This window comes from Amycolatopsis sp. WAC 01375, from assembly GCF_003947325.1.
Classification (GTDB): Bacteria; Actinomycetota; Actinomycetes; order Mycobacteriales; family Pseudonocardiaceae; genus Amycolatopsis.
Map to the genome: position 1 here is coordinate 169,657 of NZ_QHHW01000022.1, position 12,522 is coordinate 182,178.

The 12,522-nt window shown below is 68.6% G+C and carries 11 protein-coding genes; 9 read left to right on the top strand and 2 right to left on the bottom strand.

The features are described 5' to 3' along the window. From DL991_RS11645 to DL991_RS11680, 8 genes are all read left to right on the top strand, one after another. Positions 1 to 1,953 carry a biotin carboxylase N-terminal domain-containing protein gene (locus DL991_RS11645; RefSeq protein ID WP_125783838.1) on the top strand — a complete coding sequence of 651 codons (1,953 nt, stop codon included), beginning with the start codon at positions 1 to 3 and terminating at the stop codon, positions 1,951 to 1,953. Continuing rightward, positions 1,950 to 3,116 (top strand): acyl-CoA dehydrogenase family protein, encoded by a 1,167-nt coding sequence (locus DL991_RS11650; RefSeq protein ID WP_125783840.1) that lies wholly within the window; start codon positions 1,950 to 1,952, stop codon positions 3,114 to 3,116. Before DL991_RS11645 ends, DL991_RS11650 begins: the two co-directional genes overlap by 4 nt. 12 nt (positions 3,117 to 3,128) lie before the next feature. Continuing rightward, positions 3,129 to 3,968, top strand: coding sequence for an NAD(P)-dependent oxidoreductase (locus tag DL991_RS11655; RefSeq protein WP_125783842.1), 840 nt, complete (start codon positions 3,129 to 3,131; stop codon positions 3,966 to 3,968). Beyond that, positions 3,965 to 4,597: a TetR/AcrR family transcriptional regulator gene (locus tag DL991_RS11660; RefSeq protein ID WP_125783844.1), complete on the top strand. Its 633-nt coding sequence runs from the start codon at positions 3,965 to 3,967 to the stop codon at positions 4,595 to 4,597. The genes DL991_RS11655 and DL991_RS11660 overlap by 4 nt, the downstream gene beginning before the upstream one ends. Before the next feature lie 87 nt (positions 4,598 to 4,684). Then, positions 4,685 to 4,954, top strand: a complete 270-nt coding sequence (locus tag DL991_RS11665; protein WP_125783846.1) for a hypothetical protein — start codon at positions 4,685 to 4,687, stop codon at positions 4,952 to 4,954. 298 nt (positions 4,955 to 5,252) lie between these two features. Continuing rightward, positions 5,253 to 5,720: a hypothetical protein gene (locus tag DL991_RS11670; RefSeq protein ID WP_125783848.1), complete on the top strand. Its 468-nt coding sequence runs from the start codon at positions 5,253 to 5,255 to the stop codon at positions 5,718 to 5,720. A gap of 203 nt (positions 5,721 to 5,923) precedes the next feature. Then, entirely contained in the window at positions 5,924 to 7,927 is a 2,004-nt protein-coding gene (locus DL991_RS11675) for a CobW-like GTP-binding protein (protein WP_233598796.1), read from the top strand. 49 nt (positions 7,928 to 7,976) lie between these two features. Continuing rightward, positions 7,977 to 9,515, top strand: coding sequence for an ABC transporter substrate-binding protein (locus DL991_RS11680; RefSeq protein WP_125783852.1), 1,539 nt, complete (start codon positions 7,977 to 7,979; stop codon positions 9,513 to 9,515). Positions 9,516 to 9,600: 85 nt separating this feature from the next. Here the strand turns inward: DL991_RS11680 and DL991_RS11685 are convergent, their stop codons facing one another. Beyond that, positions 9,601 to 10,551: a chitinase gene (locus DL991_RS11685; protein ID WP_125783854.1), complete on the bottom strand. Its 951-nt coding sequence runs from the start codon at positions 10,549 to 10,551 to the stop codon at positions 9,601 to 9,603. 230 nt (positions 10,552 to 10,781) lie between these two features. Between DL991_RS11685 and DL991_RS11690 the strand changes: the two genes are divergently transcribed. Further along, the gene (locus DL991_RS11690; protein ID WP_233598798.1) at positions 10,782 to 12,041 is read left to right on the top strand and encodes a GGDEF domain-containing protein; all 1,260 of its coding nucleotides are present in this window, start codon (positions 10,782 to 10,784) and stop codon (positions 12,039 to 12,041) included. Here the strand turns inward: DL991_RS11690 and DL991_RS11695 are convergent. Continuing rightward, positions 12,038 to 12,502 (bottom strand): nucleoside deaminase, encoded by a 465-nt coding sequence (locus DL991_RS11695; protein ID WP_199746312.1) that lies wholly within the window; start codon positions 12,500 to 12,502, stop codon positions 12,038 to 12,040. The two genes, DL991_RS11690 and DL991_RS11695, sit on opposite strands and share 4 nt — an antisense overlap. Positions 12,503 to 12,522 lie beyond the last annotated feature (20 nt).

Sequence of the window (12,522 nt, forward strand, 5' to 3'; positions counted from 1 at the left end):
ATGATCGAGAAACTTCTGGTCGCCAACCGCGGCGAGATCGCCCGCCGCGTGTTCCGCACCTGTCGCGACGCCGGAATCGGCACGGTCGCGGTGTTCTCCGACGCGGACGCGGACGCGCCGCACACCGCTGAGGCGGACGTCGCCGTCCGGCTGCCGGGCAACGCGCCCTCCGACACCTACCTGCGGGCCGAACTCCTGATCAAGGCGGCCGTCGAGACCGGCGCCGACGCGATCCACCCCGGCTACGGCTTCCTGTCCGAGAACGCCGCGTTCGCCCGCGCCGTGATCGACGCGGGGCTCACCTGGGTGGGGCCGCCACCGGAAGCCATCGAGAGCATGGGCTCCAAGGTCGAGTCCAAGCGGATGATGGCCGACGCCGGTGTCCCGATCCTGTCCGAATTGGACCCGGCCGAGGTCACCGAGGCCGACCTTCCGTTGCTGGTCAAGGCTTCCGCCGGGGGTGGCGGACGCGGGATGCGCGTCGTGCGCTCGCTCGGCGAACTCGCCGAGGCCGTCGAAGGCGCGAGTGCGGAGGCAGCCTCGGCGTTCGGTGACCCGACCGTGTTCTGTGAGCGGTATCTGGAGACCGGTCGTCACATCGAGGTGCAGGTGCTCGCCGACACGCACGGCACGGTGTGGGCGGTGGGGGAGCGGGAGTGCTCGATCCAGCGCCGCCACCAGAAGGTCGTCGAAGAGGCGCCGTCGCCGTTCGTCGACGAAACCATGCGAGAGGCGCTGTTCGACGCCGCCCGCAAGGCTGCTCAGGCCATCGACTACGTCGGCGCCGGGACGGTCGAGTTCCTCGCCGGACCGGACGGGCGGTTCTACTTCCTGGAGATGAACACCCGGCTCCAGGTGGAGCATCCGGTCACCGAGGCCACGACCGGACTCGACCTCGTTTCGCTGCAACTGCGGATCGCCGAGGGCGAGCACCTCCCGATCGAGGAGCCGGAGACGCGGGGCCACGCGATCGAGGTCCGGCTTTACGCCGAAGATCCGGCTGCGGGCTGGCAGCCGCAGAGCGGCACGTTGCACCGCTTCGCACTGCCCGCCGCGCAACGGGAATTCGAAGTCGGTCCGGGTGTCCGGCTGGATTCCGGTTTCGTCAGCGGGCAGACCGTCGGCGTGCACTACGACCCGATGCTCGCCAAGGTCATCGCCTACGCCCCGGATCGCCGGAGCGCGGCGCGGGCACTGGCCGGCGCCTTGGCCGGAGCGGAGATCCACGGCGTGGTGACCAACCGCGACCTGCTGGTGAACGTCCTGCGCCACGAGGCCTTCCTCGCCGGCGAGACCGACACGGCGTTCTTCGACCGGCACGGACTCGAAACCCTGGCCCGTCCACTGGCCACTGTGGACACAGTACGGATTTCGGCGCTGGCCGCGGCTTTGGCGGGGGCGGCGGCGAACCGCTCGGACGCGCGGGTGCAGGGGCGGCTGCCGAGCGGCTGGCGCAACGTCCACTCCCAAGGGCAGCGCAAACGTTTCCGTCAAGGCGACGACGAGATCGAGGTCGCCTACACCCTCGGCCGTGACGGTCTGCGCGCCGACGGTTTCGAAGGCGTCGACCTGGTTTCCGCCGAGAGCGACGGCGTGGTCCTGGAAGTCTCCGGGGTGCGGCGGAAGTTCGCCGTCGCCCGGTACGGCGGCACGGTGTACGTCGATTCGCCGGAAGGCGCGGTCGAGCTGGGTGTGGTGCCGAGGTACACCGATCCCGACGCGGCGCTCGCCGCCGGATCGCTGGTGGCGCCGATGCCGGGTACGGTCGTCCGGCTCGCGGTCGAAGCGGGCGACCCCGTCAAGACCGGCGATCCCTTGCTGTGGCTCGAAGCGATGAAGATGGAACACCGGATCGCGGCGCCCGCCGACGGCGTCGTGACGGAACTCCCGGTGGTGGTCGGACAACAGGTCGAAGTGGGCACGATCCTCGCGGTGGTAGGAGACAACGAATGAACACGATGAACTTCACCGAGCCCGAGGAGCGCGTCGCGCTGCGGGCCGCCGTCGCCGAACTCGGCAAGAAGTACGGGCACGAGTACTACGCGAAACAGGCCCGTGCCGGGCTCAAGACCGACGAGCTGTGGGCCGAGGCCGGACGGCTCGGCTACCTCGGCGTGAACCTGCCCGAGGAGTACGGCGGCGGGGGAGCGGGCATCGCGGATCTCGCCGCGGTTCTCGAAGAACTCGCCGCGGCGGGCTGCCCGCTGCTGCTCATGGTCGTCTCGCCGGCGATCTGCGGCACGGTCATCTCGCGGTTCGGCACCGAGGAGCAGAAGAAGCGCTGGCTGCCCGGGATCGCCGACGGCAGCGGGCGGATGGTCTTCGCGATCACCGAACCGGACGCCGGGTCGAACTCGCACAAGATCACCACCACCGCGAAACGCGACGGCGACGGCTGGGTCCTCAGTGGACGGAAGGTTTTCATCTCCGGTGTCGACGAGGCGGACGCCGTCCTGGTCGTCGGCCGCACCGAGGACGCGAAGACCGGCAAGCTCAAGCCCGCGCTGTTCACCGTCCCGACCGACGCGCCCGGCTTCGAGTACAAGCAGATCGAGATGGACATCATCTCGCCGGAGAAGCAGTTCGGCCTGTTCCTCGACGACGTCCATCTGCCGGCCGACGCGCTGGTCGGCGAGGAGGACGCGGCGATCGCGCAACTGTTCGCCGGGCTCAACCCCGAACGCATCATGGGCGCGTCGTTCTCGCTCGGCATCGCCCGCTACGCGCTGGGCAAGGCCGTCTCCTACGCCAACGAGCGCAAGGTGTGGGGCGCGCCGATCGGCACCCACCAGGGTCTCGCGCATCCGCTGGCCGAGATCAAGATCGAACTGGAACTGGCGAAGCTCATGACGCAGAAGGCAGCGTCGCTCTACGACTCCGGTGACGACTTCGGCGCGGGCGAATCGGCGAACATGGCCAAGTACGCCGCCGCCGAGGTCGCCATCCGCGCGGTCGACCAGGCCGTGCAGACCCATGGCGGCAACGGCCTCGCCAGCGAATACGGGCTGGGCACGCTGGTCACAGCCGTCCGGCTGGGCCGGATCGCGCCGGTGAGCCGCGAGATGGTGCTCAACTTCGTCGGCCAGCACAGCCTCGGCCTGCCCCGGTCCTACTGAGAGGCCAGCCCCATGCCCACCCTCCACGGCAAGACGATCATCATCTCCGGTGGCAGCCGCGGGATCGGCGAGGCCATCGCGGTCCGCGCCGCTCGCGACGGGGCGAACATCGCCTTGCTGGCCAAAACCGCCGAGCCCCATCCGAAACTGCCGGGAACGCTCTACACCGCCGCCAAGGCGATCGAGGACGCCGGCGGGCAGGCGCTGCCGGTCGTCGGCGACGTCCGGGACGACACGTCGGTCGAGGCCGCGATCGCGCGGACCGCGGAGCAGTTCGGCGGGATCGACATCGTGCTCAACAACGCCAGCGCGATCGACCTGACCCCGACCGAAGCGGTCAGCATGAAGCGTTACGACCTGATGCAGGACGTCAACGCGCGCGGTTCGTTCCTGCTGTCGAAACTCGCCATCCCGTACCTGAAACTGTCGGAGAACGCGCACATCCTGACGCTGTCGCCGCCGATCAGTCTCGACGAGAAGTGGTTCCAGGCCGGGCATCTCGCGTACAGCATCGCGAAGTACTCGATGAGCCTGGTGACCGTCGGGCTCGCTGCGGAACTGCGGCAGTTCGGGATCGCGGCGAACTCGCTGTGGCCGCGGACCACCATCGACACCGCGGCGATCCGCAACGTCGTCGGCGCCGAACTCGCGGCGAAGTCGCGGACGCCGGAGATCATGGCGGACGCGGCGCACGCGATCCTCACCAAACCGAGCCGCGAGGCGTCCGGGCACTTCTACATCGACGACGAGGTGCTCGCCGCCGAAGGGGTCACGGACTTCTCGAAGTACCGCATCGGCGAGCGGGAGGAAGACCTGCAGCTCGATTTCTGGGTCGAGAGCCGTATCCCGTGATTCGCGAACCACAGCAGGAGCGCAGCCGCACGACCCGGCGGCGGCTGGTCGAGGCCGCCGTCGAGACGATCGGGGAGCTCGGCTGGAACGGGACGACCGTCGCGCTGATCGCCGAACGCGCCGGGGTCTCGCGCGGTGCCGCCCAGCACCACTTCCCGACCAGGGAGGACCTGGTCGCGGCCGCGGTCGAGCACGTCGGCGAGATCCAGATCGTGGAACTGCGCGCCCGCGCGGCGGAACTGCCGTCGGGGCGTTCGCGGATCGAGCGGGCCGTCGACATGGTGCTCAACCTCTACGGCGGGCCGATGTTCCGCGCCGCGCTTCATCTGTGGGTCGCGGCGTCGACCGACGAGTCGCTGCGCGCGACCCTGGTGCCGCTGGAGGCCCGGGTCGGCAGGGAAGCGCACCGGGTGACCGTCGAACTGCTCGGCGTCGACGAGTCCCACCAGGGCGTCCGTGAGCTGGTCCAGGCCACTCTCGATCTTGCCCGCGGCCTGGGTCTGGCGAGCCTGCTGACCGATGACACGAAGCGGCGCAAGCAGATCGTGGCGCAGTGGGCGCGGGTACTGGAGCCCACCCTGGCGTCCGCGAAGATCTCACGGAACCGAGAAGCCAACGACAACGTCTGAGATCTTGTTAACACTGATGGAGCAGCGACCGATAACACCGTGTAAGTGCTGCTGATTCAGGTGGCTGATCGAGAGAGGTCAAATCCGGTGTCCGGTTCAGAGGTCGAACTGTCCCATCGAGCCATGGCGATGCTGCGAGCGGTCGCGGCGCGCCGTGCCCAGATGTCGTGCAGCTGCGAGCCGGATCTTTTCATCGACGGGTTCGCCTGTTGCGATCAGATGACCGCGCACGCGCTGGCTCACGGTGGCTACATCCGCCCCGCCGAGTCCACCGGCCTCTCCGCGGTCACCGGCCGCGTGCCCGCCGAGCTGACCGAGGCGGGCGAGGCCGCGATCACGGTCACCGCGGCTGCCTGACCTTTCACCGCATCGTCCGTCCGCAGTGGACGACGATCGTTTACAACCGCCTCCCGCGTTCCTAGGATCCACCCCGGGATGAGGCCGTCGCGCGATCGACGGACCGGGTTGGGAGGTGCCGATGGCACGCACGGCTCGCCGCGATGCCGGTGGGGACGCCCTGGGCCCGCCACGGCCGAAGGCCCCGCTATCGCGGTGGCAGGGCACCATTACCGCCCTTCGCGAGCTGAAAGACCAGGTCGCGCCCTGCCGACGTCGATCGCGGACGCGGGTTCACCAGCAGACACTGAGCGAGTTGATGCGGAAAGCCGGTGCGGCGCCCCGTCGCCGGGGACCGCGCGGGCCCAAACACCGCGCTCCGGACACCGCCGCTCCCGGTAACGGGAAGATCCGGCGGATTTCGGCGCTTTCGGCGGGCGGAGTCGTCGTCGGCGGTGTGCTCGTCGTCCTGCTCACTCCGGCCGATCCGGTCGAGGTCGTCCCGGGGACGCCGCTCCCGCCGCCGTCGCTGATCATCGCCCCGCAGGCTGTCGATGCCCCGGACGAAGCGGCTTCTTCGACCACCCCGTCGGGCCCATCGGGCGGCAGTGTCGCGCCCCCACCGCCGATGACGGCGTCGATGCACGGCTCGGAGACGCCGTCACCGCCGCCCACCCCGGTCCGTGAGGAACGGCCGGATCCGCGCGCCGGTCACCACGAGTGGTATTACGACTGGCACCACGGCGGATATCCGGGTGGCGGTCGTTGGCCGCAGTGGGGCGGATAGCGCCGTTCGGGTGATCGGCGGCGTCGCTCACCGTCGAACAAGAATCACGATTCGCTCCGGGTCTCATCCTTTCGTGTCTGGTGTCTTTTTTCCCGTGTGCGGGCTTCGGCCCGGTACCTACGATGGTTCGCACTCTCCATTCCGTCCGGAGCAGAGCGAGGGGCTGAACAGGAATAATGAGTGTGGGGCGACATTCTCCCGCGGTGCAGCTCGCCCGGAGAATGCTGATCAACCGTGAGGTCGGGAATCCGTCCCGTCAGCAGCCGGTGACGCTGCTGCTCGGGCCGGTCGGTTCGGGTAAGACCACGGCACTGGAAGCGATCCGTCAGGACCTGGGCTGGGGTGTCGTGCACGCCGGATTCGATTTCGGGCACGGCGGCAGAGCGGGCACGATCGACGTGCTCACGAAACTGGCCTACTCGTTGTCGAGTAAATGGCGGAATCGACCGAAACCGCAGTTCGTTCGTTTCACCATCGCGCTGATCGCGGTTCAAGCGGAGCTTTCCGGGCGAAATCGTGACGAAGATCTGGTGCAGCTGAAATCGTTGATCAACAGTTTCCACGGAATCATCTGGACACCGGCGCTTGACAAAGCGCTCGACACGCTGACCGAGACGGCGAAGGCGACCGGTCTCGTCGAACCACCGTATGCGGATCTGTTCCGCCAGACGTTCCCGCATCTGGTCCGGAACATCCGGCCGCGGCTCGGCAAGGCACTGCGGTCGTTGGCCGACTTCCCCAACGCCGAAGGGAGATCCCCGTTCGACGCGCTGCTCGAACTCAACCGCCTCGCGCACGGCAGCGCCCGCGACGCCAAGGCGGTCACCGAATGGCTGATGGCGGCGTTCCTCGGCGACGTCCGGGAGAACCATCCGCGGATGGCAAGACCGGAGGAGAAGAGCCCGTGCGCCTGCGACATCACGCAGCAGCGCAGGCACTGGCACAACTGGGTGGTGGTTCTCGACGACGTCGACCATGCCGGCGGGACCGAGTTCCTCGCCGACCTGATCACCGCGCGGGAACGGCACGCCGTCCAGCACCCGAACGACCGCGAGGTCCACGACGCGCTGCTGGTCATCGCCACCAGCGGGCGGTGGCACGACGATTGGGGCACCGCCTGGCTGGCGCCGTGGAAACCCGCCTCCGGCGCGCCGTCCGCCGTCCGGCCGATGGCGGACTGCGAGGAGGCCTCCTACGACGACTGGGTGAACCCAGCCCACGGCGCGCTCGATTCGGCGTACTACCCGGTCCGGATCTCTCCTCAGCCGATCGGGCGGATCGCGCGCGTCCTCGATTCCGGCGCGCTGACCCCGAAGGTCACGCTCGCACACCGGGCGACCGGCGGGCTGCCGTCGGCGGTCGAGCAGCTCGCGACGCGGTTGCGGGCGAGCGACGTGCGCGAAGGCGACCGCGATCTGCTCACCACCGACCCCCGTGGCGAGCAGGATCCTTGCTACCGCAGGCTGACCGAACTCGGCCTGACCGAGCACCTCGACGACGTCGATCTCGACGACTTCGTGACCGCGGCCCCGTTCGCGACCGCACCCTGGCTGATCCCGGACGCCGCGCAGAGCCGGATCGACCAACCGCACGTCGGGCGGATCCTGACCGAGCTGCGCACCTCCTTGTGGGTGACGGCGAGGAACTCGCCCGGTACGACGGACGACCAAGCGGCGCTGCATCCGTGGATCGCCGCGAACCTGGTGTCCGCGCTGGCCCGGCGTGGGGACGGGGACGGGCCGACCTACACGGATCAGTTCAAGGCCCTGCGCGACGACCCGGACACCGCACAGGATCCGGTGCGCCTGGCCTACTGCAACCTCGCGCTGGGCGACATCGGCGAGGTGGTCACCTTCTTCGAGCGGGAGTTCAACCGGATCCCGCACGCGGAATGGGTCGCGAAGCTCGAGCTGGTCCTCAACGCGCCCGACGATCTGCCACCCGAGCGGGATCACGCGGAGCTGTACGAAGAACTCGTCAACCTGGACAACGCGCGATGCCCGGACGACCGGTCCGAGATCCGGAACAACGTCGCCCGGCTCATCGCGGCGGGCTGGCTGACCGCCAACCCGTTCGCGGTCCGCGGGCAGGGCCAGCACCAGGTGATCGCGAACGCCTTCGCCGCGCTGGCCACCACCTCGCACCAGCCGGACGTCGGCGCGCTCGTGTCGGCCAAGGAAGCCGCCCGGCGCGGCGAATTCCCCTGAACCTGAACGGAACTCTGTGATGTCCTGGCTCGATTCGTTGAGAACACGTATGTCCGAGGCCCGTGAACGCGCGGTGACAGGGCCGCCGGTGCGGCCACGGGGCTGGGGGCGCCGCCATCGGGTGCTGCTGGTCGCGGTCGTGGCCCTGCTGGTGGGTGCCGTGCTGGCGTGGATCAGACCCTGGGAGTCCTGCGGCCCGGGGCTGCGGTCGGTGGACGCGGACGAGGAGTCGGTCGGCACGTCGTACGTCTGCGTCGGGTTGAATCTCGACTCCGGCCCGGTGCGGGACGACGACCCGCTCGACCCGCTCGAAAAGCTCATCAAGAGCCGCAACGAGGCGGCGGGCGACAACTTCAAGACCATCGTGATGCTGGAGAACCTCACGCCCGATCCGAAGGTCGACAGCCAGCCGTTCCCGTTCGTCCAGCGGGAGGTCCAGGGCGCGATCACCGCCGCCTGGCCGAAGAACGGGCCCCCGGGGATCAAGCTCCTGCTGGCCAACTACGGGAGCAACGCCGCCCACTGGCGTGTCGCCGCAGAAGAGATCGTCGCCGCGGCGGCGGCCCAGCGCATCGTGGCGGTCACCGCTGTCGGCAACAGTTCGGAGAACAGCCGGGCGCTGGTGGCCGAGCTGTCCCGGCACGGCATCGCCACGATCGGCGCGACCCCCACCGCGGACAACATGAACACCGATCCGAAGGGTGCGCGGATCGACAACTTCTTCCGGGTGGGCCCCACGAACACCGACGAGGCCCGCGCAGCGGCCGGATACATCGCCGCACACGGTTTCCGGCGCGTGATGATGATCCAGGGAGTCAGCAAGGAGGACACCTACGCGACCACACTCGCCGAGGCGTTCCAGAACTCGTCGAAGATCCCGGTCATCTTCACGAAGACCTACGACGTCAAGCCGTTCACCGACATTTCGCGCGAGCGCTATCTGCGAGGTCTGTTCAGCAAGTGGCACAACGACATCTGCGGCGCGAGGCCCGATCTGATCTACTTCGCCGGCCGCGGGCTCGATGTCGGCGCCCTCGTGGCGGCGCTGGCGGGCGACGGCGCCTGCGAAGGGCTCGACACGGTGACCGTGATGACCGGGGACGACGCGAGCACGCTCGCCGGGAACCCCTTGCCGTTGAACGGGGACATCAGTGTCCGCCTTCGCTACACGGCACTCGCCTATCCCGACCAGTGGGATATGTTCACCGCAGACCCGGCGCATCCGGCGTACAAGAAGAACTACGACAACTTCGTCGCCGAATTCACCGGGACCCACGGATTTCCCAAGGCGGAACTGTGGGACGGCGCCGCGATGATCGAACACGATGCCGTCGCCGCGGCGGTCGAAGCGGCGGTGCAGAACGTGTCGGCCGATCCGGTTTCGGTGGCGGATGTGTTGCGCAGCATCGACTGCAATTCACCGGTGCCCGGCGCCACCGGATTCGTCGCGTTCGACCAGGCGACCGGGAACCAGCTCGACAAGGCGTTGCCGATCCTGTCCATCGACCCGGACGGATCGGTGCATCCGGTCGACCTCGTGTGGTCGCGCGGGCGGCCGTTGAACACAAAGCCGGATTGCGGTCGCTGAAGGGCGGAGGTCGTGAAAGCCTCCTTCCCTGCCTTGCGAGTAGGGAAGGAGGCCTTCACGGACTGACACCGGTGGGGAACGGAAGTCAGCCGGTGTAACCCGCCACGATCTTGGTGTAGTCGTACTTGCCCTGCGCGATTCCGGCGCAGTTGTTGCAGTCCCGGTTCACCGCCCAGAACGACAGCCGGGCGAGATGTTTGCTCGCCGCGTAGTCACGGATGGCCCGGAAGTCGGCGACGCTGACGGTTTCACCAGCCACGTCGGTCTTCCCGTTCATCGACGAAAGCCCGCTGCGCCGGTAGGCCGCGTCGTCGCTCAGGCCGAAGGTGGACTTCACGACGTTCTTCAATCCGTCCACGGCACTGCGGGTCTTGCCTGCCATGTCACCGCCGCTGGAGAAGTCGAACGGCATGACCGACCACGCGTCGACTCCCGCGCCGAGCGCCTTCGACTGGTTGATCAGCCGCTTGCCGTGCGCGTTGGGGCCGCCGACCTCGGTCGGGATGGTGATGACCACGCGCAGGCCGGGGTTCTTCTGCTTCGTGATCTTGACGGCGTTCAGGATCCGGTCCTGGACCGTGTAGTTCTCGAATTCGTCGGTGTTTTCGACGTCGAGGTCGATCGCCTTGAGTTTGTAGGCGTCGATGACCTTCTGGTAGGCGCCGGCGAGTGCCGCGGGGGTGCCGCATTTCGGCCCGAGTTTCGTGCCGGACCAGCCGCCGAACGACGGGATGACGTCGCCGCCCTTCGCCCGGATGTTGTTGATCATCGTGGCGTCGGCGCCGGTGAGTGAACGGCTGCCGTCCCATTTCGGGTTGCAGCCGCCGTCGGAGAGGATGAACGCGAGGGTGAACGCCTTGACCCCGGTGGCGTTCATCGCGGCGATCGGGTCCGTCTGTCCCGACCATTGGTACAGATAAGGCGAAGCGAGTACCGCGTCCGGGGCCGCCGAGGCGACGGGGGCGAGGCCGACGGCCGTGGTGAGAGTGGCGCCGACGGTGGTAGCCAAGGTCGCCCAGCGTCGTAGGGATTTCATCGGTCCTCCAACTGGTACGCGCGCGGCGAGGGCGCGCAGGTGTGGAGCACCTCCGTCTTGACGCGGCGTATCAACCGGGAGGTAACTGTGTGCTCACTCACAGTGGACTGGACCAATGAGGACTGTCAAGAATTCACCGGGATTCCCGGTGGAAACGACCGACCTTAGTAGGGGGGTCTTGACCCGGAAAGCGGATCGACACCACCGCGATTACCGGCTAGTTTGCCGAAATGGTGGGGGACTCCCTGATGGCGACCGGAAGCCGCGGCCGGAGAGATCGGCTCGCCGCACCGCGGAAGATACTGGGGTCCTGGAGCCTATGGGAAGTACCCAGGCGTGGCCTGATCGGGTACCTGCTCCTCGTCGACGCCGCCGCTTTCGCCGCCACCGCGTACCTCTTCGTGTTACGGCCGCCCGCGCCTTCGTCCTTGCTCCCGTTTTCCTGTCTGCTGGCGGGAATGATCCTCAGTTCGGAGCTTTCGCGCCCCGTCGAGCGGTCCCGCGCCGACACCCGGCTCGGTGCCGGACTGGACGCGGCCTGGATCTTCGCGGGCGCGTTGCTGCTGCCGCCGGCGCCGGCCGCGGTACTCGTCGTCGCCTCGGCGGCATACCGCTGGTGCCGGATTCGGCGCGGTATCCCGCATCGCCAGGTGTTCGCGGCCTCCGCCACCATGCTTTCGGCGCTCGGCGCGTCGATCATCCCTGTCTTGCTGGGTGCGCCGCCATTCCTCGACGCGGCAAGGGATTTCGAAAGTTTCGCACTGGTTTTCGCGACCGGCCTGGTGTTCCTGTCCGTCGACGCCGCCTTGGCCGCGCCGGCGGCCGAATTCGGGGCGGAACCTTCGGGATTCGCCTTCGACGCGGCGATGGTCGCGTTCGGCTTGCTGCTCGCGTGGTCGGCGGCGGACTGGCCGTTCGTCACCGTGGTACTCGCGGGCGCTCTCGTGGTACTTCACCGGGCGGGGACGATGCGTGCCCTGCGCGGCCATGCGGGGACGGACTCCGGCACCGGACTGCTCACCGCGTCGTCCTGGTTGGACGGTGCCCGCACCCAGTTCGAGCTGCTTCGCGGCCGTGGCGCCGATCTCTCGCTGCTGATGCTCGATCTCGACCATTTCGCCCGGCTCAACGACCAGCACGGCAGACACGTCGGGGACGACGTTCTCCGTGCCGTGGCGGACACTTTGCGCGCGGAGGTACGGGCGGCGGACCTCGTCGGCCGGTTCGGCGGCGAGGAGTTCGTCGTCCTCCTGCCCGGGACGAGCCGGTTCGACGCGCACGCGATCGCCGAACGCATCCGGCTGCGGATCTCCTCGACGTTCGTCTCACTGGGTGGGACGTTCGCCGGGGCGACCGTCTCGATCGGGGTGTCGTCACAACCGGCCGCCGGCGAGACGCTCGACCGGCTCGTCGGCGCGGCGGATCAGGCGCTGCGCGCCGCGAAGGGGGCAGGACGCAACCGGACCGTCGTCTTCGAGGCCGAAACCTAGCCTTCGGCCGGGACGCCGATGTCCTCGAACCACAGCTCCGGATGGTCCCGGATGAACTCGGTCATCAGCGCGGTGCACGCCGGGTCGTCGAGCAGGGTGATCTCGACGCCGTTCTCCTCGAGCCAGCCGTGCCCGCCCTCGAACGTGGCCGCCTCGCCGATGATCACGCGGCCGATGCCGAACTGGCGCACCAGCCCGCTGCAGTACCAGCAGGGGGAGAGGGTGGTGACCATGATCGTGTCGCGGTAGTGCGGCCGCCTGCCCGCGTTACGGAACGCGGAGGTCTCGGCGTGCATCGACGGGTCGCCGTCCTGGACCCGGCGGTTGTGGCCGCGGCCGAGCAGGACACCGGCGGTGTCGAAGAGCGCGGCGCCGATCGGGACCCCGCCCTCGGCCTTGCCGAGTTCGGCCTCTTCACGGGCGACGGACAGCAGGTGCGCGGGATCGATCACCTGGGTCACCTTACGGCTCGTGAGTGGCG